Here is a 25,152-nt window from a genome sequence, read left to right on the forward strand (position 1 = left end):
CCACTGCCGAAAGTAAGCGAAATGGTAGCAAAACAATAAGCAAAATTTCGCTTCCTATAGCAAAACCAATAGGCAAACTGCTATGCGAATTCGCTAGCCGTTTCGCTCTAAAGGAGGGACTGTAATATGGAACAACATTTCTATGATACGCCGCCGTTAGACGCATATGAAGATGCAATATTTTCAGAGACTGAAATCGAAAATCCGAGTTATGTTGAAATAAATCGGGATGATTTGTGCCATTCCGATAACGGAACAGATCGAAATGAAGTGGACAAAAACGGAAATAATGAACTCGTTAACGGTGCAATTGGCAACATTACAAAGACGGACGAAAATTTACAGTTTATTAACGAATGCATCCGGACAGGTGCGGGTGTTAAAGACGTTAACGGAACAAGACGAATCGATGCGAATAAAAACGGGTCAATTAACCAAAATGAGGCGGAGTACTCTATTAAGGGTAAGCCACTTAAAAAAGACGACCTACAAAGATTAGAAAAGCTAAATGAAAAATACACGCACGTTAATGTTGCTGGAAAACATAAGGTCGTTAGCTATGTTCCTTGCCCTGTTGATGGAAATAGCTTAAATCTTGAAAGTCTACACGAATTTAAGAACAACTTTTTAGATGAAGATCTAATAAATGGGCTAAATGTGGGCGATGCTTGGTTATCGTGGAAAGGAAAAAATTATAAACCAGATGGTATAAACTTTTATCCTAACCCTAAGTTATGCCCCAAAACCGTTTTTAATACTTTTAGAGGATTCAAATCTGAACCGAACGCCGGTGATGTGAGTCCTTTCTTAGATCACATAGAAAAAGTGCTTTGTAACGGTGATATAAAAGCAGCCAAATACGTAATAGGGTTTTTAGCGCATCTTTTACAACGCCCAGAAGAAAAGCCAAGTGTAGCAATTTTACTTAAGTCAGTTGAAGGCACAGGTAAAGGAACATTTTTTGAGCCAATAAAAAGAATACTAGGGACGTTGGCTGTGCAGGTTAATGGTGGTTATCAACTTACTGGTCGATTTAACGGAATAGTAGACTCCAAACTGTTAGTGTTTGCGGATGAAGTGGATTTAAGAGATCCACGAACGGCAGATAAAATGAAAGGCTTGATAAGTGAACCAAGAGCGACATTAGAAAGAAAAGGCATCGATCCAATTCAAGTTCAAAATAGCGCACGTTTTATATTTGCTAGTAATCACGACTTTGTACTCAAAGCAGGTTCTAAAGAACGGCGTTATTTGGTTTTGGAACCAGACTCTTCGATAGCACAAGATAAAGGCTATTTTGATGTGTTATGGCAATGGATCAACAACGATGGGTCTGCACATTTGATGCACTACTTATTAAATTATGATCTAAAAGACTTCGATCCACGTCGGGCACCATTAACTCAAGCTTTGGTAGAAGAAAAACTCTCGAGCTTATCACCAGTTCAGCAATGGATGTATGAGGAGTTAAACTTATCTAATCCATTTGAAGGAGCCGTAAGGGTTGATTGTTCAGAATTTACAAAAGCTTGTTTTGATTGGTGTGAAAAGAATGGTTACCCAATGGCTTTGCCATCTATACGAAGTTCACTAGGAAAACTTCTAAAGAACATGAAGGTAAAACGACTGGGCCGATCAGATCGAGGTGGTTATTACGAGCTAGATACACCGAAAGAATTAAAGCTGAAGTTTGCTAATTTATTGGGGTGCAAATTGGAGGAAGTATTTGATTAAACCTAAACTACCTATACCACCTAATCAATAATTGGGTGAGGTGGTATAGGTTTGATAGGTTTTTAGTGTTTGCTTTATCATGGACCTCTGTAAATAACGGTACTTAGATTTATTTTAGGTTATCAATAAAGTCTCTATGAATATAGCCAACTTTAGATTGATTATTAATGAGAATACGTACTTTAATCCAAGTTGTGCCATCGTCGAGTAATACTTGGATTCTCTGTCCATTTTGAATTATTGCTCTAATTGCTGAGTTTTGTGAGTTTCCTTCCCTAAGCCTGACATTATTACCGGATACAAAATATACCTCTGGTACATTACCTGAGTGAAGAAATTTATTTGAAGGATTTTGGGTAGCTTGAGGTTCAATAAAAGCACTTAAAAGACCCGCTAAAATCATAAGCATAATAAGCCATCGATAGAAAATTGCATGTCTTGTAGAACTGTCAACATTTTTGGCTTTAAATAACCAATTTAGACGAATTTTTATAAACATTTCTTTATAGCCAATTGGCAAATGTATAAGGCCTAAAAGTGAAATTACTTGAACACTTTGACTTGCTTTACTTATCCCATCAGATAATTTTTCTATCTTTAATAAGGGCTTAATTTTGTTTTCAATTTTCAGAGTTTCATCTACAGCCGACTTCAAAAATATGTGGTACCAGTATGTGTCCATAAAATGAATTAATTGAGTAACAAAAGCTCCAGCAAACGCAAACAAAACTGCCGCACTTATTTCAAAACTAAATATTTGTAGAAAAACACTTTTGTGAATAGATAGGCCGATACCGGTTAGAACGGCAGAAAATATTACAATTGCAAACTTTCGCACTTTCATGGATACATCATTAAAGTGTTGCTGAACTTGAGTTGATTGTTTCCAAATTTCCACAAGCAAAGTTGCTCTTTCATGTGGCTGTATACTTGACGGTACTCTCATTTAAGCTTCCTTGACTAAATTACCGATTGTTCGAGTAAGGTAAGGTTCAACGTCTAAAGTCAAATAGGTCAATTAACTGGCTAAATTCGTCAATTTCAAAATCTGCTTTATGGTGGGCTGCATTTTCTTTCAATTGTTTTTCTCGAGCTACGTCTTTATCTGTCCAATGAGTTACTGACCTTAATAGGTTGTAGTCTTCTGGTCTAGTGTCAAAATGTAAATTACCATACTTTGCAAATACTGAAGTTACCCCTGCCTCGCGGGCCATATCAATATCTTTTATTTCAGAGTCACCAATATAGACACAATCTGCAGGCATAACATTTGCGTTATCGATAATGTCTAATAAAATTTTGGGATTAGGTTTAAGTTCACCTTCTGGCGTATGTAAAAATTTTGTATTATTAAAAGTAATATCAGTTCGTTCACTCTCATCAATTGGTAGCGTAGAGTGATCGCTGGGTGAATAGACAGCTTCGATGAAGTAGTCTAACCCTAATCTCTGTAATCGATACTTAGTATACCATTGTTTGGATTCGGTATAGGCAATCACCCTAACCCTTTTAGTTTCTCAATGTAGACAGGGTGTCATAAACGCCTTTATACAATTTCAAATGATTCATTCTATTACTACGCGCTGCATGAATAGCTTCATTTAATGCATGATTGATTCCTTTTGCTGTCCCATACTTGTCTAATAGACTAGGTATTTCTTCTAATACAAAAGCATACTCGGCTGTACCGTGCTTTTGATGAATAGGTCTAATTTCACTGATAAGCTGCTTTAGAGGAATCCCACTTATCTCTGAAGTTTTATGCAGTAGTGTTTTAAAAGTTGCACACCAAATTTCAAACCAATCGAATAGTGTATTATCAATATCTGTAATTAACACGGATTTCTTAGTACGTTTTTCCAAAGTGTCCTCCAAGATTAAAGCTGATTATATCATTACACATTACACTCTTATGGTTTGAATATAAGTATAGTTTTAACATTGAGTTAGATATTTTTTAGTGCGACATTATAAATTAGTTAATAGTAAATAAACAATAATAGGTGGTTTTAATGGATTTAAATGAGCTATTCAATCAAGTTTCTCAACGTATGTTAGTCGATTTTGAGTCTACAAAAACGAGCCTAAAACACTCAGGCTCCAAAGGAGCATCAAACGAGGAAATAGTTAAAAATTTTCTAATTCAATACTTGCCAAAAGGTCTAGGTATTACGAGTGGCCAAGCAATAGACTCAAATGGAGCAAGCTCTAAGCAGTTGGATATAATTATTTATGATGAATTAAAAACCCCTGTTTTTTTTCAAACTGCGGATCTGAAAGTTTTACCAATAGAGTGCATTTATGCAGTAATAGAAGTTAAGTCAATGTTAAATAAAAGTGAGCTAAAAAAATCATATGAAAATATGTTGAGCGTTAAAAAGTTAGAAAAAACTGCTTATTTTAATTCAAATAGTGAAATCCAATCTACTCACAATTTATATGGTCGTTGTTGGGAAAATTGGCCAGTTGCTCATTTTGTTTTCGCTTTTGATTCAATTGGATTGGAATCATTGGAAGAGTCGTTTCTGGAGCTGCACTCCAATAGTCAAATCCATCAAAGAATTGATAGTATTTGCATTTTAAAGAAGGGTGTGTTTTTAAATCAAGACATAGATGGGCAACTATCAGCGTTACCTGGACCGAGTACAATTCTGGCTGTGTCTCATACTAAAAAACCACTATTTCTATTCTATTCGATTATTAGTGTCATATTAAATCAAGCTCAAATGAAACCTTTAAACTTTCAAAGATACCTGTCTCAAGTAAGATTTTAAATTAATAGAAATAAAATGTATGAATAAAATGCTACAAACCTGCTACAAATACAGTTTTTGATATCTTTGTAAGTGGATACTTACTGGGAGAGTCTTGTAAAATGGTGCCCCCTCCCTGACTTGAACAGGGGACCTGCCGATTATGAGTCGGATGCTCTAACCAACTGAGCTAAGGGGGCTTAATGAAGCTCAGGAAGTATAAGCAAAGTTAAATTGCTTGTCACTCCCTGATTTACCTCATTTTAATTGATTGCTTAATGTTTAATCAGGTTTTGACGTGTTCGGCGTATAAATACCAGGCCTAGCACGAGTGTTAACAGACTTGCAGACACGGTACCGCTAACGGTTCCATTATCTGTGGCCTGTGCCACGACGTTTAATTTCAGGATTTTTGATGTTGATAAGCCAAAAATGTCAGTGACAGTGAGTCTAACTTCATAGCTACCTACTTCGTCAGCATTGAATAAGGCTTGCAGTATATTCTCAGACCTTAGGTAAGCTGAGCTTGGCCCTGATAGAATTTCCCATCGGTATGACAGTCTATTTGATTGTTCATCTGTCAGGTTTTTAATGCGTGCAGCCATGTTATACATTGAAAAGAGCTCGGCAGAAAATTCAACAGTATCAAAGTTAGGAGCTTGGTTTGATTCATCGTCAAAAACCGTGATTGTCATTTTTGTATCAGCAATTAAGTCGCTAGGTGTATATGACTCAATTGATAAAACAACTTCTTTTATAGACTCAGAGTCGTTGTCGTCTGCAAGTGAGATGGTTATAAACTTATCGCCAAGTTCCCCATCTTCCCAGGTAACGGTATCTTCAATGAGTATTATCTCGTTTTGTGCATTTTCTGCTGTTGACGAGTCTATGCCAATGGTAATTGAAACTGGCCCAGAGTCCTGTAGCGAACGTGTTAATTTAATTTGCTTTTCAGTTTGCCCATTTACTGCATCAATACCTTCATAAAGCTCTAGTGTTGAGCTCTCAAAGGCAAATGAACCAACATAAGCCGAACCATCTATAACCCCTTCTGATGAACGATGCTGACCTAATGTTAAGCCACCTTGAACATTAAATAACGTCATCATAAAGCTCTCTTTAGTTTCTAGCTCTGTATCTAATGTTGTTAATACTGAAATTTCTTTAGGCTCTGAATTCCCAGCTTCCCAAGTTAAGGTACCAGTAGACTCTGTGAAGTCGGAACCATTGGCAGACATTTGTAAACTTCTATAATCTACACTGACGTTGCCGGTAGAGCCATCAACTCGTTCCACAACAAATGTAACTGATTCACCTTCTTCAGCACCGTACGAAGCTTCGGCAAACTGTACTTTTCCTTGACTCACGTTACGAGTGTCGTCGGTTAAAATGTATAACCCTGAGTTAATATCACTTGCTAATATTAGTCCGCTAGGTAAAAACGGATAAACACCCCAAGCGCCATTAAAACTAGTATTGTTACGAATTGGGAAAGTATCAAAGAAGCCTATCTGCACAGGCTCTTCCGGGTCCGTAATATCTAATACAGTGATGCCTTTTTCATAGTTAGACATGTAATAACGGTTACCACGAACATACCCATTATGGTCTATTGCTCCGGTAGGGCCTGTCCATCGACCGACAAGTTTTGGGGTTCTCACATCTTTAACATTAAACACGTACAAGGTTGTGTTGATGCCATTGTATTGTTCGTCCTGCTCATCGTGCAGGAAAATGTACTGTTTGTCTTCACTCCACCATCCTGAATGCACATACTGTGCATCGGTATAAGTTGCATGGCCTAATTCTTTGGTTTCGCTAGGTACAGTTTGGTCCCATAAGCGTAATTCATTTTCATTAAAGTCGATAAAAACATCACAGAATGCACCGGAACGATCACATTGATCTTGCACGCGGTCTCCGGTAATTATCATAGAGGTGCCGTCATGAGAATAGTCAGAACGCGTTTTGTCTCTAGGGATATATTCAGGGTTTAGTGCAAGAACATTTTCTAATGAATGGCTTCGGTGTGCGCCACCGTAATCAGACGATCCTAATACATGTAACCTTGGAATATAGTCATTAATAGGTACGCCCGTAGAATAATCTACGTTTGAAATATATATATTATGTGCACTGCTATTTGTGTAATTTTTTTCAATAAGCTCAGCAGATTCAGGTAACTTGTTTAAATCAATAATCGCAATACCATCGTTAGCACCGTCAGTAGAAACAAATGCATAGGCAAACCATCTATTGGCGCCCTCGTCGTAGTATTGATAAACCTTAATATCACGCCATGAAGCTAATTGACTGACAATATAACCAACTTCAACAGGCTCAGAAGGCTCAGATATATCAAAAACGACAGTGCCATTTTTAACTCCAATAATGGCGTATTCCTTGTTGGTGTTTAAATCTACGTGACCCCATACATCATTTGCAGAAGTTGGTTTTTCAGACATGTTTTCTAGTGGAACATGTGAAACTAAACTCATGTTATTACATTCAAAGTCACCAGCTACGCCATCAATACAGGTTAAGTTTTGCTGTTGTTTGGTTAATGCTGAAGCGGCTGAAATTTGTGAATTGAGCTCAGCTTGTTTCTCTTTACTCATGGCTTTAGAATCAGCGTTTGGAACTAAGCCTTTTTCGACAAAAACTTGATGATATTTAGGTGCTACGCCGTGCACAAGTGTGACGTTTACCTTAGTGTTTTGAGACTTAAAGCCGTCGGAAGTGGAATAACCACCTTTCACCTTAACAAGTGAGCTAGTGATATAAAAAATATCCGATGCGGATTCAATGTAATAGTCACCTGAAGCAACATAAACAACGTCACCTTTATTGGATTGCTCGGCAGCATAACCAATGGTTTTACATGGCGTGGTGACTTTATCGCATCGCCCCTGGTCTACGCCACTATTTGCAACATATCTAGGTTTGTCGTGTTCTGCATGAGAAAACACAACAAAGCTAATGAAAATGAGTATTGTGGCCGATATAAGTTTCAACATTGCAAAAGCTCCTTGTTTCAATATCTTATTATGGACTGCAAATGTTCAATTAATCCACAAATTTAGTATAAAAGATAATGCATTTCGGCACGAAACTTGGGTACAATCAAATTCGGCAACAAAATGTATTTGAGCAGTAATAGGAAGTATTGTGAGTAATTTTAAATTTTCGCAGGAAGGCAAAGACACGTTTATCTCTCTCCATTGTGACAGAGATACTAAAGCTGTCCGCGAAAAAGACGTAATGGACGCCTTTTCAGAGTCGGCTGTTTATGATGCTTACCTATTAACTGAAGAAGTTATTAATTTTACTGAGCTTGCTAACGAAAAAATTGAAAATATAGAGAAAGGCGAATACGAGACGGCAGACATTGGCCATCAAATTGCCGAAATTAGGGACGCAGAGCTGTTAGTGACGATTAGTCCTGACAAAATGACTGCAAAACTGAAAATTGTCAGTGCTTATGGCGGCGAAATGCCTTCATTAGACGATGTAAAAGAAACCTGCAAAGCCCAAGGCGTTCGATTTGGGCTCAAACGTTCAAAAATTGAAAAGCTATTAGAAAAGGGATTTGATGCCGCGCCGGGTGAAATTTTTGAGGGTGACATTGCTTTTGGTCTTGATCCTAAACATGGAAAAAATGCGCGATTTAAACCTCTAATTGAATTGTTTTCTGACAAGCTAAGAAAACCAGCAGAAAAAGAGGGCGGCAAAGTCGACCTTAGAGATTTGGGCGATATTGAAACGGTAAAACCCGGTCAAAAAATTTATCAAAAGATCCCACCAACGGACGGCAAGCCTGGTCGTAATGTTTTAGGCGATGATTTGCCTCCCACTCCAGGAAAAGACGCAAACTTAGAATTATCACAAGGCACGATTGTTGATGATTCAGATCCAAATGTTTTAGTGGCGAGTCGTGAAGGATTAGCGCGAGTTATAGACGACCGTATGGAAGTAGATAATGTATATACCGTGAGTGAGCTTACGCCTAAGCAAGGCCATATCAAATTTAATGGTACTGTGATCATTAGCGGTGATGTTTCACCTGATATGCGAGTGGTAGCAACGGGTGACGTAGTGGTTGGAGGTTTTGTTGAGTCAGCCTCAATTCGTTGCCAAGGTGAAATCACGGTAATCGCAGGAGCGTCCGGAAAACTACTAGAGCCTGAAGTAGAAGGTCGTCAGTACAATTGTCTTTTAGAGGCTGGAAACCGAGTAAACATCGCCTTTGCTAATCAAATTGATATTCGCTCAAAGCGAGATGTATTTGTGCATAAACAACTATCGCACTGTAACTTAATTGCAGCGTCGCTAAGAGTTGGCCAAGGCATTAAAGCTAACGGTAAGTTAATTGGCGGTAACATTGAAGTGAGCAAAGGTATTGAAGTTGGACATATGGGCGCTCCAGCGGGTGCCGATACAAAAATTTCAATGAATCGCACATTTAAGGTATTTAAGCAAAAAGAAAATCAAATTTGGGAAAAGCTCCAACCTATTATGGAAGAGCAAGAAACGCTTAAAGACAAACTAAAAATGCTGATGTCTGAAGAGCAAAAACAAGATCTCAAACGCAACATTGCCAAAACATCAAAACTAGCGGACAAGCTAAGTTACCAACGAAAAAGAATTATTCAGCGTCGTCGAGATTACATGGATGTGATTGAAATTCATGTAAACCATACCTTATACGCCGGCACGGTTGTCGAATTTGGCGGTAAAAACAAAGTGAATGACCGTCAGCGCGGCCCATCAATTATTCGTCTTAATGAGCAACAAATTGAAATTGAACCTAAATAACGCCTGTAAATGCCAGTAGTGCAAATGCCTGAAGTAACAATGCCAGAAGCGCAAAATATGGAGCCTGAGGCTCAAACAGCAATTCGCTACTTAGTGGTATTTAATCCGGTTCAAAGTGCTAAAAGACAAAAGCTATTGGCTCTGTTAATTAGCGAACTTAAACATCGATCGCTTAATTACACCTTATATCCTACAGAAGCTAATTTAACGGCTAATCAGTACTACTTTAGAGCACACTTGAAAGAGTATACCGACGTGGTGATATTAGGCGGTGATGGCACATTCAATGTGGTGGTCAATTGTATAGTTGACGCCCAGTTGCACCAAAATATAAGTCATAAAATAAATGTTGGGTTGTTACCAGCCGGCACAGGCAATGATTTTTCCAAGCAATGGTTTAATAAAGCAAAGCAGAAAGGTCATTCACAACAGGACCTAATTAATATTGTATTGGGTAATCAAGTGCAAACACTGTATTTAGGTGAATGTCACTACGATAATAAAGTTCGGTATTTTAATAACGTTTTAGGCGTAGGTTTTGATGCTGTGATTGCGAAACAACTTGCCCATCAAAAGTCTTTGTTTAGGTCACTAAGTTATTTAGTCGCGGCTTTACGGCACATTCCTTTTTACCAAGAGCCCAAGTGCGAACTTGTGCTTAAAGGAAAAACCACAAAATATCGAAATCTCATAACGGCTTTTGCCAACAGCCAGTACTTTGGTGGTGGGTTGCCAATTGCACCTAATCAAGATGGTCGAACTGAGTCTTTAACGGTTATTCGAGCGCCAAAGTTGTCGGTTATTCCTAAAGTGATGTTGTTGCTTAAATTAACAAAAGGCAGGCATTTATCTTCTAAAGGTGTTTTTCATGACAAGATGCAAAAAGAAGATGAAGCAGAAATTACCACGTCTGGTCTAGAGATAGAGGCCGACGGAGAGTATATTGGTGAAACACCATGTAAGGTAAAAGTTTCATCTCATACGATTAACTTAAAAGTATGAGATGAAATGTATATACAGCTTCTAATTAATCAATATTAGAAGTTAACAACCAATGTTACCGCTGTTTCTGTATCTGTTTTGTCTAAGCCAGGCGCTACGTCTGAGTTAGTGATTGTTTTGTAGCTTACTTTCATTTTCATCATGTCAGTCAACGTTGTTTTTAACGCTGTTTCAGTGATAGTACGAGTATTAAAGTCTGCATACTCTAAGCTAACGTTTTGAACAAATGTAGCTGACTTAGAAACTTTCCATTGGAATGCACCAGACGCACGACCAACAAAACCGTCTTCAGTTTCGCCGTCTTGGGTTTCAGCTGATGTGTAACCAGGACCTACGTTAACGTCTAAGTACATGTTGTCTTTTTGTAAAGCGCGGAAGCTATAACCAGCAGCAACTGTAGAGTATTTTTCGTAGGCGCCAAACTCATCGTTTGTATAGCTACCAAAAACGAATAGTGCTGACTTAGGACCAATTTTATAGTCGCCTTGTGCAGAAAGAGTATAACGGTCGTCCGTTGTTTCTGTCACTGTGTCGCCAGCTGCATTTTCAGTTTCGTTTTCTTTTTTCAGAATGTCGAAAGTGAATGTGTTTTTCCACTCATCAAGATTTTGAACAACAGTAACGTTACCAAAATAAGAAGAAGACTCTGTGTTACCAGTCGTGATTAAAACACCTGCTTCTGCAGAAACTTCAAGAGGCTTAACTTCATCTTCTGCAAATGCTGAAGGCGCTAAGATTGCAGCGGTAAGCATGCTAAGAGGTAATAATTTTTTCATTTTGAATCCTTTTTGTAATCTTTTAGTCCAATGAGACCAAGTTTAAATATTTACTACTAATGTTAATGAGGTTTCAGTAGAAAGCTTAGGTTGATCACCTTCTACTTCTGTATTGTGTGTTGCTTTAAAACCGACTTTCATTTGCATAGAACTAGTCAGTCTTGTATTTAACGATGTTTCAGAAATGGTACGGGTGTTAAATCCTGCTGTTTCTACCGAGACATTCTGAATAAACCGAGCATAGTCGGTAAAGTCCCACTTAAACGCAGCGGAGCCACGTAGTATAAAACCTTGTTCACTTTCGCCTTCAAAGGTAAGCCCTTTGGCATAACCAGGACCAAGGTTTAAATCAAGCACCATATCATCGTCATTTACGGCTCTAAAACTGTAACCGGTTACAATGGTAGCGTATTCTACATAAGCCCCAAATCGGTCGTCGGTGTAACTGTAAAAACCAAATACAGCATCGGTTTCCGTTAGCTCGTAATCGGCTTGGATATTAAAAATATACTGTTCGGCGCTGGTCTTAAAAATTTCTTTTGTTGCTCTTCATCGTAAACGTCATCTTTTTTATAAAGCGCGTTAAATGAATACTTCATTCGCCAATTTTGCCATTCATGATTGGCATTTGCTTTCGCTAAAAAAGACGTTGACTGTGTGCTGCCAGAAGTAATAAGAACGCCAAGTTCCGCAGACATATCCCATGTTTTATCTCTAAACATAGGTTCCAATTCAAAGTCATCGTCATCACGCAATAAGGTTTTTGCGTTCGTAAATGTGGGTAAGCACACGCAAATAACTAAAATAACACTGAAAAATGACCGAAACATGACTCACCAAAAAAAAGACCTAATAACGGCGGCGATTATAATGGAGTTAGGCTAAATACTCTACAGTTTGAGTGACTTAGTTGTTTACTTTTTATTCTTTTATTTAAGAAGTTGTGATTAGTGAGGGAATCAAGGAAAATGCGCGCTGTTTTGATAACGGTGACCTTTTGGATTCGTACTAGTTTAGTAAGTACAATTGGCGCATTAAATAGAGTTTGGCATAGTTGGTAATAATGAATAAAGATTTTGATGTGATCGTAATAGGTGCAGGTGCTGCAGGTTTGATGTGTGCAGCGCAAGCGGGTTACCGTGGCCGTAAGGTTTTGGTACTTGATCATGCCAAGCAAGCGGGCAAAAAAATCTTAATATCAGGCGGTGGCCGATGTAATTTTACCAATATGGACGTTGAGCCAAATAACTACCTTTGTAGTAACCCTCATTTCGTAAAATCGGCGTTATCTCGTTATACCCAGTGGGATTTTTTGGGGCTCATTGCGAAATACAATGTGGCATACCACGAACGCGATTTTGGTCAGCTATTTTGTGATGACAGCGCCAAAGAAATTGTTCGTATATTAATGTCAGAATGCCAAGGCGCCAACGCCACCGTTAGACTCCGTACCGATATCAAAAGCGTAGAAAAAGTAGATTCAGGGTTTGTTGTTGAAACACCTTCGGTTAAATACCAAGTGGAAAGCGTGGTTGTTGCCACGGGTGGTTTATCCATGCCTAAGTTAGGTGCAACACCCTTTGGTTATCAAGTTGCTGAGCAGTTTGGCCTGCCCGTTTTACCAACAAAAGCTGGCTTAGTTCCGGTGACGTTACATCAGTCAGATAAAGACGCTTTGTCAGAGCTCTCTGGTGTAAGTTTGCCAGTGCGAATCGAGTCTAAAGACCAAACGTCCTTTGCGGCAGACATGTTATTTACTCACCGTGGTTTATCTGGACCGGTTGTTTTACAAATTTCTAACTACTGGTTACCGGGCGAAGCATTAAACATAGATTTATTGCCAAGCATGGACGTTGAACAAAGCCTAACGGAACAAAAACAAAAGTCGCCAAATCAAAGTCTTAAAAACACCTTAGCGCAATGGCTGCCTAAACGTTTTGTTGAAGTATTATTAGCCGAGCAAAAGCTTGCCGACAAGCCTCTAAAGCAACTGCAACACAAAGAGTTTGATGCCGTGGTACAAACCTTAAGTGCTTGGCAAATAAAACCAAACGGCACGGAAGGTTACCGAACAGCAGAAGTTACCTTAGGCGGCGTGGACACCAATGCGATATCGTCTAAATCAATGATGTGCAAAACCGTTCAAGGACTCTACTTTGTTGGTGAAGTTGTGGACGTAAGTGGTTGGTTAGGCGGCTATAATTTCCAATGGGCTTGGGCAAGTGGCTGGGCTGCTGGGCAAGAGTGTTAATTTTGTAGGCTCGGATTATAGATTGAGACAATTGGATATCGCTACAACGACTTTAGCACTTTAATAGCGTTTATCTACGACTGCTTCAATAGAGTTTTGGGAATATCGCCTATTTATATTGGTAGGGAATTTCCTGTATTTATACCAGGATATTTCCTATATCTAATGCAGTATGATACGCCACTAGTTATCTTGCTAAACTTACCCAGAAATCACCTACATTTAAATTTACCAACTTTTTATATCTTCATCTACGCTTACTCTTAGTAGGAATTTAACTTCGTTAAATTATCGACATGGACGTCATTTAACCTAAGTTCTTGAAAGGTAGCGTGCATGAATCAAAAGTCGAAATCCTCCAAACGTCTCTTACCGACACTTATAGTCGCAACATTTATGGCGCCTAGTTATTTGGCATTTGCTGAAACGACTGGGGTAAATGGCGAAAAAGTTACCACAGTTAATGATGCGTCCGTTCTGATAAATAATTTAGCGGGGGAAGGTTTAACTATCTCAAATGAATCAATTTCTGGCGTTGGTGCGTTTCAATTTGGATTGTTTGAAGGGTTTGATTTTTTATTCAACCCAGATGGGATTGAAGGATTCGACTCAGGTGTAATCATAAGCAGTGGCCGAGTAGAGGATGTGATTTCTACCGCTGCAACCAATAGTAATACAACAAGCGAAACCTATGGTGATGGAGGGCAAGGCGTTGGCAGTGGAACAGCTGACAGTGACTTAGGTGAAACTGGCCACAATATAGCTAAACTTAAGTTTGAAGTGCTACCAACATTCGATACTTTGATTATTGATTTTACGTTTGGCTCCGATGAGTACACTCAATACATAACGGGTGGCATTAATGATAAATTTAAAATCATGGTCGATAAAGACGGTTCAGGCGCGGGTGTTTATGCAAACTGTGCGCTGACACCAGACAATCAAATATTCTCAATAGAAACGGTTAACGCAAATGTAAACAGTCAGCTCTACATAAATAATGATCCTGAGGATACTAACGACGGAAATGCCAATAACTCCATTTATGATACTGAAATGAATGGTTTTACAAAAAGAGTGACGTGCCGTGCGTCAGTTGTTGAAAATCAAACTGCCACCGTGGCTGTAGGTATAATTGATGACTTTGACGCAACTTTGGATTCATGGGCATTCTTTAAAGCAAGAAGCTTGCGTTCTGAACCTGGCGGTGATTTAGGGGATGCCCCAGATACCTATCAAACTTTATTATCTTCTTCAGGCCCCAGTCACACTATTGTTGAGGGTGTATCTCTAGGGTTAACGCCTTCTGGCGACGTTGATGGTTTCTCCGATGGTTTTGACGATAGTAGCGGCAATGCTTCTGACGATGTGGACGATGGGGTTGCAACTTTTGACCAACTTGATGACATTCAAACTACTTACACTGTTCGGGCAAAAGTAACGTCTATTAATGGATCTGATGCATACATTGGCGCATGGATCGACTTTGATGGCAACGGCACGTTTGAAGCTGACGAATTCACTAGTGAAATAGCGAATATCGGTGCTAGTGCCTCTGTTGATGAAGTAAACGACTTAATTAACGCAGGTACATATAACGAAGAGATTGAAATTAACTGGACTTCAATTCCTGCGGGGCGAGTAATTGGAGATACGTATATTCGAATTCGAATTGCCAATACCGCATTTAGCGCTAACGACTTCGGCGGCTCTAAATCAACGGGTGAAGTAGAAGATTATCGCTTTACCATCTCAGGTTCGGCAGACTCAACCGCTCCTGATGTTGTAATTGATGATCCAGTAGGAGCAAACGTAGCAAATCAGAATACATACAATGTTACGGGTACCTGTAACGTTGGTGATGGTGACGTAACTGTATTAATTGATGATGCAGATGGAACACCAATAGACCAGGCACCAACTAATGCGCCAATCGCGTGTAGCTCAAGTGGGACCTGGGCAGCAACCTTTGATGTGACTGGCTTTTCTGATGGCGCTGACACCATCATAATTGATGCATCTCAAACCGATAAAAATGGCAATACGGGTAATGCAGTGCAGAAAACGGCAGACAAAAGCGCCTTAGCTATTGCGATTGATGACCTCGTGCTTGTGTCAGCTGCGAATCAATATGGTTATAAAATTACCGGCAGCTGCTTAGATGCAAATACCGATGTCACAATTACGGTTACCGGTTTGCCCGCGCAAACAGCGGCTTGTGTAAATAACACTTATCAGTCAACGTTTGATGTTAGCAGTATTGCTGATGGTTCGGGTGCCATTATTGCCAATGCGTTTGATACGTCTGGTTCTGCGACTCAAAAAACGGCAGATAAAGATACAACGGGTCCAGCGCTTACACTCGATACACCTCCTGCCGCCACTCAGTCTAATCAAGCTAGTTATACCGTGACTGGAATGTGTGAAAGTGGAGCAAGCGAGGTATCAGTTTATATTCCTAATGCTACACCAGAGCGCCAAAGAGTCACTTGTAATGTTGGTATGTGGAGTGCGACGACAGATGTAACTGCAGTTGCAGAAGGTGATGATGCGGTTGAAGTTTATTTAGAACAAACGGATACCAATGGCAACTTAAGCACAGTTAACGATACCGCGAAAAAGGATACAGTGGCACCGAGTGTAGCTATTGATGCGTTAGCAAACGGTAATGACTCTAATCAGGCTTCTTATAATGTGACAGGTACTTGTACTGTTGGAGACGGTAACTTAACAGTAACGGTTGATGATAAAGACAATTCACCGTCTGGCCTAACCCCAACGAATGCACCAATAGCTTGTAGTGGTGGCGGCACTTGGAGTGCAACATTTAATATAACTTCAATTACAGATGGAACCGATGCGATTGAAGCAAATGCAACACAAACTGATGCGGTTGGCAATGTCGGAACCGCTGCTCAACAAGCTGGGGATAAAGACGCAGCCTTACCAGTGGTGACTACAAACACACCTCCAACTGCGACGCAAGCCAATCAAGCGAGCTACCCAGTTTCTGGAACATGTATGACAGCGGATGGCAATGTCACTGTTGGCATCAGTGGAGCGGCGGCACCCTCTAGTAAATCTGTAGCATGTAGTGGTGGCACTTGGAGCACAACGTTTGACGTTTCGCCTATTGCCAACAGCTCAAATGCCGTATCGGTAACCGCGAGTCAAACAGATGCTTTCTCAAATACTGGCAGCGCCGCAGTTCAGCAGGCGAATAAAGATTCCGTTGCGCCGGTAGTCGCGATAAATGCATTGGCAAATGCGAATTTAGCTAATCAAGCTAGCTATCCATTATCAGGCTCATGTACGGTGGGAGATGGCAACGTTACAGTTAATGTAACCGGTGCAAACTTAAGCTCACAATCGGTTGTTTGTTCTGGTGGTGGAACTTGGTCTGCGACTACAAACGTCACTAATATTTTAGACGGAACGGGTGTTGTAATCGCGAATGCCAATCAAACGGATGCGGTTGGTAACATAGGTTTAGCAATGCAACAAACCGGTGATAAAGATACTGCCGCGCCTACTCTATCTATTGATAATGCGCCAGCAGAGGTTCTTACATTAGCGCCAATTCCATTAGAATTTAATTTCTCAGAAAATGTAACCGGTTTTGTAGTTTCAGATATTGTGGTGGTAAACGGCTCGGCTACAAACTTCATCCAAGTCTCACTAGATCAATATACCGCCGATATTGTGCCAGATGGTAACGGCAATATTGATGTATCAGTCGCGAATTCGACAAGTGTTGATGATTTCTCAAATAACAATATCGGAGATTCGGTGTTTATCAGCTACGACACTGATGGTGATGGGCTAACAAATAATGTTGAAGCAACATTAGGAACCGATCCTAATAATCCGGACTCTGACGGAGACGGCATTAACGATGGCGTTGAAGTGGTTGATCAAAATAACCCAGTTGATTCAGATAATGATGGGGTAATTGACGCACTTGATCCAGACGATGATAACGATGGTATTGCAACGGCAAAAGAAGATGCAAACCTAGATTTAGACAATAATCCGACGACTCAACCAACTGATACTGACGGCGATGGTATCCCGAACTATTTAGATACGGATTCTGATGCAGACAATATTACTGACTCTATAGAAGCAGGTGCGTCTATTTTAGACTCTGACAATGATGGCATTGTTGACTCAATTGATGTTGACGCAACGGGTGGCCTCGACGCAAACAATGATGGTGTAGACGATTTAGTTGCAGCAAATAATTTCGACTCAGGAACGCCAGCAGACTACATTAATGTTGATAGTGACGGAGATGGTATCCCTGATTACTTCGAATCCGGCAGTGTGTTTGTCGATACCGATGGTGATCTTATCGATGATAAGTTCGACGTAAATCAAACTCTAGGAACAGACGTTAATGGCGACGGTATTGATGACAATGTTGCAGCAGCTAATAGTGACCAAGACACGGCGAACGATAGTGTTGATTTAGATAGTGATAACGACGGTATTCCTGATGCAGTAGAAGCCGGAGTGTCAATGGTTGATACCGATAATGACGGTATTTTAGATGTATTTGACGTCGATCAAACGGGTGGCCTCGATCTAAATGGCGACGGTGTTGATGATGATACACATGCATTGTTAGCCGATACCGACAACGATGGTATTCCTGACTTCCAAGATCCTGATAGCGACAATGATGGCTTGCCAGACTTCCTTGAAATGGGCAGCTCAGGTGTTGATTCAGACAATGATGGTATTGACGATGCCTTTGACGTCGATACAACAGGCGGTACCGATGCAAACAACGATGGTATTGATGATGCGTTAGCACCTAGTAATCAAGATTTTGATGGTGATGGAATACCAAACTATTTAGATCCAGATAGCGATAATGATGGCATTGCTGATGGTATTGAAGCTGGTATTGCTGCAACTGACACAGATAATGATGGCATTCCAGATACTCTTGATACCGATGCCACAGGCGGAGCAGACGCCAACAATGACGGAATTGATGATGCATTTGTGTTAATTGATACTGATAACGACGGCCAGCCAGATTTCAAAGATAGAGACAGTGATGGTGATTTCTTGCCAGATGCGATTGAAGGTAATAATCAAACTGACTTTGATATGGTACCTGATTTCCAAGACACAGATAGTGACGGCGACGGAATTCCAGATGGTACTGAAGCGATGGCGACGGGCATTGATAGCGATAACGACGGAATTGATGACGCATTTGATGTCGATGTAACCGGTGGCGTGGATGTTAATAATGATGGTGTTGACGACAATATTGTCTTTGCCGATAGCGATGACGATGGTGTTTCTGACTATTTAGACAGCAACGTTGATACAGATGGCGACGGCTTATCAGACTTAGAAGAAGGTAACTCTGACCCTGACGGTGACGGTCTACCCAACTTTAATGACACAGACTCAGACAATGACGGCATTTTAGATTCCGAAGAACAACTAGGTGACTCTGACGGTGACGGAATTCCAGATCGTCTAGATACAGATTCTGACAACGACGGAATTAGTGATCAAATAGAAGGTAACGGTGACAGTGACTTAGACGGCACACCTGATTATTTAGACACATCAATCGATGAAGATGGTGATGGTATACCAGATATCATTGAAGGTATAGGTGATGCTGATTCTGATAGTATTCCAGACTTCTTAGACCCAGACAGTGACAACGACGGACTCGCTGACGGTACAGAATTCGCATTGTCAGGGTTTGATTCAGATAACGATGGCATTGATGACTTGCTTGATGCGGACATAACAGGCGGTACTGATGCTAATAATGATGGAATTGATGACACGGTTAGCGGCTTAGATAGCGATGCCGATGGTATTTCAGACTATAAAGAGGTTGACTCAGATAACGATGGAATCCCTGATGCGATTGAATCTGTAGCATTGCAAATAGATTCAGATAGTGACGGCATTTATGATGTTTACGATGCGGACTTTACACTTGGAGCTGATACCAATAACAACGGGATAGACGATTCGTTTGACGCAGCTATTACTGGTGGAATTGATGTAAATGACGATGGTTTAGACGACTTAACTATTGTGACGGCCAATGCCGATGGTGATGCATTGCCAGACTATCGAGATCCTGATAGCGATAACGACGGTATCGCTGATAGTGTGGAAGCTAATTCGAGTTTTATGGATGTTGATGGAGATAGTGTAGATGATGCTTACGACGCCGACTTTGTGCTAGATAGGGATGACAACAACGATGGTATTGTTGATTCTGTTCAAGTTGACATTGATGGTGATGGCGTTATCGATATGTTTGACCTGGATTCTGATAACGATGGTCGTTTAGATTCTTTAGAAGCGCCGACTCTGGATGCGAACAAAGATGGTATAGCGAATAGCAACGAACCTTTAGTGACAGAGCCGACGGACACTGATAATGATGGAATCTTTGATTTCAGAGATTTAGACAGTAACGGTGATGGCACTTTTGATATTGCGAATACGCCAGAACAAGCTTTTGATGCCGATGGTGATGGTCGAATTGACTTCATGGCCGATGTAGATAACGACGGTATTGAAGATCGTGTTGACAGTGACCTAACGCTTAGAGGTACTGGTGGTAATAACGATGTCGATTTAGATGGTGCTGTAAACGCTATTGATAATGATGACGATAATGACGGTATCTCGGATATCAAGGAAGGCAATGTCGATTCAGACGGTGACAGAGTCATTGACAGTCGCGATGCGGACAGCGATAACGACGGTATTGCTGATTATATCGAAACAGATCGTCCACCTATTTCAGGATTAGACAGCGACTTTGATGGAATCGACGATGCCTATGATGTAGACGCAACCATGGGTGTAGATTTAGACCAAGATGGTGTGGATGACATATTCGCAATTCCAGATACGGACGGTGATGGTATTCCAGACTATCTAGATACTGATAGTGACAATGACGGTTTATCTGATACGGAAGAGCAAGCAGCAGTGCCACTTCTTAATCGTGATGAAGATGAAGATGGCATCGATGACGCAATAGATGTTACCTATACTAATGGTCGTGATTTGAATCGTGACGGAATAGATGATGATCTTATTAACACATTAGATGCCGATGGTGATGGCTTGCTCAATTATCGTGACCTCGACAGTGATGGTGATGGAATAGAAGATTCGCAAGAAGGTCGTGGTGATAGCGATGGCGACGGTATTCGTGATGATGTTGATGATGATTCCGACAATGATGGTATTCCAGATGCCTTGGAAGGAAATGCTGATACTGATAATGACGGCATTCCGGATTATTTAGACCTGGACTCTGACGGTGACGGAATTTCAGACATCAATGAAGGCACTAGAGACTCAGATGGAGATGGCATTTTAGACTCTAAAGAATTAGATGCCGACAACGATGGCATTGCCGACAATCAAGAAAACGGAGACTTTAATAACGATGGTATTAACGACCGACTACAAGCCTTTGGCAAAGTGGAATCTACGTACACAGGTAGTGGTAGCATGAATATTTTGATGGCGACACTATTAATGCTGTTTGCACTTATTCGCCGCAAAGGGTTGGCGGCCCGCAAACTAGTAATCCTTGCGACACTGTCGTTAATGGCAACATCGTTAACGGTTAGTGCTGACGATCATTTTGAAAAAGATGACTGTCGTCGACTTGATAATACCGATGATCCACTATCCTGCACCTATGTAGCGTTATCTTTTGGACAAGCTTACGTCTATCCAGATAGAAATAATACGATATGGAAAGTCTACGATAATGGACATCAAGCTTACGAGCTTTCGTTAGGTTATGAATTTAATCAACATTGGTTTGCGGAAATCAGTTATGCGGATCTAGGGGAGGCGAGTTTGTATAGCCAAAACCCTAGCCTTAAAGAAGACTTAGAGGTGTCATATAAAGGTTTTTCCGCCGATGCTGGTTATTATTTTCGTGAACGCAGCAAAGATTGGAATGCTTATGTAAAGTTCGGAATGGGCTTCATTCAAACAGACGCCAATTTACCTGAACACCATGAACAAATTGAGTCTACCCAGATTCGAATGGGGTTAGGTGGACATTGGAATTTTTCAGATAATTGGTTCTTGCGAGCAGAACACATGAGAAGCGATAAGGATGCACGTGTAACAGCATTGATTATTGGCTATCGATTTGATGGCAAATAACAGGCATAATCAGGGATGATTTTTAATTTTGCCTTAACAAGGATGTTTCATGAAAAAATTTACACTTGGTTTGTCTGTTGTTGCAGTAGCCGTGATTGGTGCTGCAGTAATTGGCCCAAAAGTTGTTGGTTCTCAGCTTGAGTCAACATTAAAAGCACAAGTTGAAAAGCTTAACGAAACCGCTGGCTATAACGCAGAACTTACGGATTTTGAATCATCGTGGTTTTCTACTTCAGCTAAAGTGAGCTTAACGTTAGATTTAGAAACGTCGTCGGTTAATACAGCCGCTGATGATCAAGATGCGTTAGAGTCAATTCATACCGTTATCGATTTAAGTGCTCAGCATGGCCCACTTTTATTTAACGACATTGCTACTTTAGGTTGGTTGTCATTAACGGCAAGCGTAGACGGAAAGTCTATCTCTGATCATATTGTTACTGAAAACAATCAAGCCTTTTATACCTTACAAAACCACATGACATTGTTTGGTTCTCACGCATTTCAAGACAATATAGCGCCGCTTGTTTTTGATTGTAGTGACTGTGAGCAACCAATAAAAATCACCTATGATGGTTACCAAGGCAAGGGTGAAGTGTCTAGTAACAATATGGTTTATAAAGGAATGGGCGGAAATACCTTATTCAATATGACCAATGGTGAGCTTAAACTTGGCGAACTTAAAATGGACTTTGCGGGTGAAGTTCCTTTAGAGCAACTATTTTCAATGGGTTTGTATAACTCTAATGCAAAAATTGTTTTAAATAGCGTTAACTTTACAAAGGTTGGCGAGACTGACAGCGTTGAGTTTAAAGGCATTGGCATTAGCACAGATACGAAACTAGACAGTGAAAAAGAACTGGCAACTATGGTTGTAGGTTACGAGCTAGAGTCGTTCACTGACGGCGAAGTTGAAGGTAAAGACTTTGATATTGAGTTTGAATTTACCAATATCGACAACAACTTTTTAAATGAGTATGAAAAGTTCTTAAATCAGCTTGCTAAAGCAGATGCAGAGCTATCTGAAGTCGACCGCATACAAAGTGAGTTTATGAACACGCACGTTTTAGCTTTGGTTAAAGCGAACCCTCACATGAACTTAACTAAGTTTAACGGTACGCTAACGCAAGGTAGTTTCACGGGTAACTTAAACTCAGAATTAGTAAATATTGAAGCTATGCCTGACTTGATTGCAGATCCTAAATTTTGGTTAACGCATACTCAGGCAGATGGTAAGTTTCTGGTGGATAAGCCATTGGCGAGTTACTTTGCAGAAATGATGATTGCGTCGCAAATACGTAAAAACCCACAGGCTCAAGGTATGCCAGAAGAGCAAATTCAAGAGATTGCAACGGCCCAGTCAGGTACGTTATTAAATACTCTTATTCAACAAGGCATGATTATAGAACTTGAAAGTCAGTTCGAATCAAAAATTAGCCTGAAAGATTTGCAACTTTTAGTTAATGACCAGCAAATTCCTTTGCCTTATTAATCTAAAATAGTGCGTTTAAAGCTAAAGCCTAACTAATTACGTTAGGTTTTTTTGTATCTGTCAGCCAATAGTTATATTTTTGATCCTAATTGAATGAAACTTCGTTAGTTTTTACCTATTCTTTTATTATTGCTCTACAATCAACAGTTCGTTATTGTCGAGGGTAACAATCCTCATGGACCGGAATTAATATGTCAGATTTAACTCTAGCGCTGGCGCTAGTTGGAATAATTTCAATTGCTTGTCAGTTTACCGCTCACAAAGTAAAACTCCCTGCTATTTTGTTTTTGCTGGTGGCGGGAATATTTGTAGGCCCGGTTACTGGTGTCATTAATGCAGACGATTTATTTGGCGATTTACTATTCCCTGTAGTGTCGCTTTCGGTTGCTATTATTCTATTTGAAGGTGCTTTAACGCTTAAAATAGCCGATATTGGCGGTCATGGCGCCATGGTGAGAAATCTCTGTAGCATAGGTGTATTGGTGACCTGGCTTGTTGTCACGCCATTAGCTTATATTGGCTTAGATATACCACTAGGCTTGGCGGCGCTCTTTGCTGCGATTGTTACGGTAACTGGCCCTACAGTTATCGTGCCTATGTTAAGAACGGTCAGACCAAAAGGTAACGTAGCAAATATTCTTCGCTGGGAAGGCATTGTTATTGATCCTATTGGCGCTTTATTTGCGGTACTAGTGTTTGAATTCTTAATGACACAACAAGACGCTTTTACCCATACACTTTGGGCTTTTGGTCAAACGGTCTTGTCGGGTTTGGGCTTTGGTGCAGCGGTTGGTTATTTCTTAGGTCGCGCAATACGTGGCAATTGGTTCCCTCATTATTTACAAAATACAGCGGTATTAACCATTGTATTGGGTGTATTTGCTTTATCAAACGCGGCGGCACATGAATCTGGATTGCTTACGGTTACCGTGGCAGGCATGATTTTAGCCAATATGAAAAACGTCAACGTAGACGATATTCTAGAATTCAAAGAAACGTTAAGCGTATTGTTGATCTCTGGACTGTTTATATTACTGGCAAGTCGAATCGATTTTGCGGAAATTCAAGCCGTTGGTTTTGGCGCGATTGTGGTTATTGTCGGTATTATATTTATCGCTCGACCGTTAGGTGTTTTCCTTTCTTCTTTTGGCACTGGATTGTCATTCAAAGAGCTTGCGTTATTAAGCTGGATTGCACCACGAGGCATTGTTGCAGCTGCGGTATCAGCGCTGTTTTCACTAAAGCTTGAAGAGCAAGGTTATGAACAAGCGAGTGTGCTAGTACCTGTGGTATTTTTGGTGATTATCACCACCGTTGTGTTGCAAAGCTTAACGTCGACTAAAGTGGCGGAATATCTAGACCTTAGAGAGCCGGAGCCAAATGGTTTCTTATTATTTGGCGCAAGTGATTTCACAAGAGCACTGGCTAAAGAGTTAAATAATAACAATATTTCATCGACCATTGCGGATCCTAACTGGGATGCAATTAAAAAAGCTCGAATGGAGAGTGTGCGGACGTATTTTGGTAATCCAATTTCAGATCATGCATCACGTCGTTTAGATTTAACGGGTATTGGTAACTTACTAGTTCTTTCGCCTTACCGACAGTTAAACCCAATGGTAATGACACACTTTGAGCATGAGTTTGGCCATGAAGCAACGATACTAGGTTTGGCTACAAGTGATACTGCCAGCATGGAAAGCCATCAAATATCAGAAGGCTTTGCGAAGAAATTAACGCTTTTTGGTGAGAGTGTGACTTATGGTTATTTGGCTAGCGCAATGAAAAAAGGCGCAATCATCAAAACCACTAATATTAGTGAAGACTTTACTTTCCAAGACTATCTTAATAAATACGACAGAGAGTTAATTCCGTTGATAAGTATTAGCGGTAAAAAAGTAGGTGTATTTAAGTCTGACAAAAAGACAGAGCCAAAAGCCGGTTGGAAAATTGTTAGTTTAATTCTTAATCCAGCAAAAGTGGCATCAGAGAAAAAGCTAGAAGCTGCAAAGGCTGCGGGTAGCATTAAAGATGGCGCGTTGCCGTCGGATCCTGAACCAGAAAAATAGACTTTAGCGAGTATATTTAGACAATAAAAACGCCCTTTTAATAAGGGCGTTCTCAAAATTCAAAATT

Annotated in this window: 15 protein-coding genes and 1 tRNA gene; 8 read left to right on the forward strand and 8 right to left on the reverse strand. The window is 40.2% G+C overall.

The features are described from left to right. The first annotated feature begins 126 nt into the window (after nucleotides 1-126). Nucleotides 127-1,734 carry a DUF5906 domain-containing protein gene (locus GNP35_RS14730; protein WP_155697037.1) on the forward strand — a complete coding sequence of 536 codons (1,608 nt, stop codon included), beginning with the start codon at nucleotides 127-129 and terminating at the stop codon, nucleotides 1,732-1,734. A gap of 109 nt (nucleotides 1,735-1,843) precedes the next feature. Here GNP35_RS14730 and GNP35_RS14735 read toward each other — a convergent pair whose 3' ends face one another. Genes GNP35_RS14735 through GNP35_RS15340 form a run of 3 tightly spaced genes read right to left on the reverse strand, consistent with a single transcriptional unit; the run spans nucleotide 1,844 to nucleotide 3,597 of the window. Further along, the gene (locus tag GNP35_RS14735; protein ID WP_155697039.1) at nucleotides 1,844-2,680 is read right to left on the reverse strand and encodes an SH3 domain-containing protein; all 837 of its coding nucleotides are present in this window, start codon (nucleotides 2,678-2,680) and stop codon (nucleotides 1,844-1,846) included. Between the two features lie 46 nt (nucleotides 2,681-2,726). Then, nucleotides 2,727-3,233: an HAD family hydrolase gene (locus GNP35_RS15930; RefSeq protein WP_196492538.1), complete on the reverse strand. Its 507-nt coding sequence runs from the start codon at nucleotides 3,231-3,233 to the stop codon at nucleotides 2,727-2,729. A 10-nt stretch (nucleotides 3,234-3,243) separates the two neighbouring features. Next, nucleotides 3,244-3,597 carry an HAD family hydrolase gene (locus GNP35_RS15340; RefSeq protein ID WP_196492539.1) on the reverse strand — a complete coding sequence of 118 codons (354 nt, stop codon included), beginning with the start codon at nucleotides 3,595-3,597 and terminating at the stop codon, nucleotides 3,244-3,246. A gap of 149 nt (nucleotides 3,598-3,746) precedes the next feature. On the opposite strand from GNP35_RS15340, the gene GNP35_RS14745 reads away from it, so the two are divergent. Next, nucleotides 3,747-4,508 (forward strand): DUF6602 domain-containing protein, encoded by a 762-nt coding sequence (locus GNP35_RS14745; RefSeq protein ID WP_155697040.1) that lies wholly within the window; start codon nucleotides 3,747-3,749, stop codon nucleotides 4,506-4,508. Nucleotides 4,509-4,610: 102 nt separating this feature from the next. Here the strand turns inward: GNP35_RS14745 and GNP35_RS14750 are convergent. Next, a tRNA-Ile gene (locus tag GNP35_RS14750) sits at nucleotides 4,611-4,687 on the reverse strand. A gap of 75 nt (nucleotides 4,688-4,762) precedes the next feature. Further along, the gene (locus GNP35_RS14755) at nucleotides 4,763-7,504 is read right to left on the reverse strand and encodes a choice-of-anchor B family protein (RefSeq protein WP_155697042.1); all 2,742 of its coding nucleotides are present in this window, start codon (nucleotides 7,502-7,504) and stop codon (nucleotides 4,763-4,765) included. A gap of 151 nt (nucleotides 7,505-7,655) precedes the next feature. On the opposite strand from GNP35_RS14755, the gene GNP35_RS14760 reads away from it, so the two are divergent. Both GNP35_RS14760 and GNP35_RS14765 read left to right on the forward strand, forming a co-directional pair. Further along, nucleotides 7,656-9,302, forward strand: coding sequence for a DUF342 domain-containing protein (locus GNP35_RS14760; protein WP_155697043.1), 1,647 nt, complete (start codon nucleotides 7,656-7,658; stop codon nucleotides 9,300-9,302). A gap of 9 nt (nucleotides 9,303-9,311) precedes the next feature. After that, nucleotides 9,312-10,304: a diacylglycerol/lipid kinase family protein gene (locus tag GNP35_RS14765; RefSeq protein WP_155697044.1), complete on the forward strand. Its 993-nt coding sequence runs from the start codon at nucleotides 9,312-9,314 to the stop codon at nucleotides 10,302-10,304. Nucleotides 10,305-10,339: 35 nt separating this feature from the next. On the opposite strand, the gene GNP35_RS14770 is transcribed toward GNP35_RS14765, so the two are convergent. Genes GNP35_RS14770 through GNP35_RS14780 form a run of 3 tightly spaced genes read right to left on the reverse strand, consistent with a single transcriptional unit; the run spans nucleotide 10,340 to nucleotide 11,910 of the window. Continuing rightward, complete coding sequence (locus tag GNP35_RS14770; RefSeq protein WP_155697045.1) at nucleotides 10,340-11,080, reverse strand: DUF481 domain-containing protein; 741 nt, start codon at nucleotides 11,078-11,080, stop codon at nucleotides 10,340-10,342. Nucleotides 11,081-11,122: 42 nt separating this feature from the next. Beyond that, nucleotides 11,123-11,614, reverse strand: a complete 492-nt coding sequence (locus GNP35_RS14775) for a DUF481 domain-containing protein (RefSeq protein WP_330997859.1) — start codon at nucleotides 11,612-11,614, stop codon at nucleotides 11,123-11,125. Next, nucleotides 11,557-11,910, reverse strand: coding sequence for a DUF481 domain-containing protein (locus tag GNP35_RS14780; RefSeq protein WP_155697047.1), 354 nt, complete (start codon nucleotides 11,908-11,910; stop codon nucleotides 11,557-11,559). The genes GNP35_RS14775 and GNP35_RS14780 overlap by 58 nt, the downstream gene beginning before the upstream one ends. Before the next feature lie 233 nt (nucleotides 11,911-12,143). Between GNP35_RS14780 and GNP35_RS14785 the strand changes: the two genes are divergently transcribed. The 4 genes from GNP35_RS14785 (at nucleotide 12,144) to GNP35_RS14800 (ending at nucleotide 25,085) form a co-directional block, all read left to right on the forward strand. After that, nucleotides 12,144-13,331: a BaiN/RdsA family NAD(P)/FAD-dependent oxidoreductase gene (locus GNP35_RS14785; RefSeq protein WP_155697048.1), complete on the forward strand. Its 1,188-nt coding sequence runs from the start codon at nucleotides 12,144-12,146 to the stop codon at nucleotides 13,329-13,331. 336 nt (nucleotides 13,332-13,667) lie between these two features. After that, nucleotides 13,668-21,527 carry a choice-of-anchor L domain-containing protein gene (locus GNP35_RS14790; protein ID WP_155697049.1) on the forward strand — a complete coding sequence of 2,620 codons (7,860 nt, stop codon included), beginning with the start codon at nucleotides 13,668-13,670 and terminating at the stop codon, nucleotides 21,525-21,527. 49 nt (nucleotides 21,528-21,576) lie between these two features. Then, nucleotides 21,577-23,016, forward strand: a complete 1,440-nt coding sequence (locus GNP35_RS14795; protein WP_155697050.1) for a YdgA family protein — start codon at nucleotides 21,577-21,579, stop codon at nucleotides 23,014-23,016. Between the two features lie 191 nt (nucleotides 23,017-23,207). Further along, nucleotides 23,208-25,085, forward strand: a complete 1,878-nt coding sequence (locus tag GNP35_RS14800) for a cation:proton antiporter (RefSeq protein ID WP_155697051.1) — start codon at nucleotides 23,208-23,210, stop codon at nucleotides 25,083-25,085. The last annotated feature ends 67 nt before the right edge of the window (nucleotides 25,086-25,152 follow it).

This window comes from Psychrosphaera haliotis (genome assembly GCF_009728465.1).
Lineage (GTDB): Bacteria > Pseudomonadota > Gammaproteobacteria > Enterobacterales > Alteromonadaceae > Psychrosphaera > Psychrosphaera haliotis.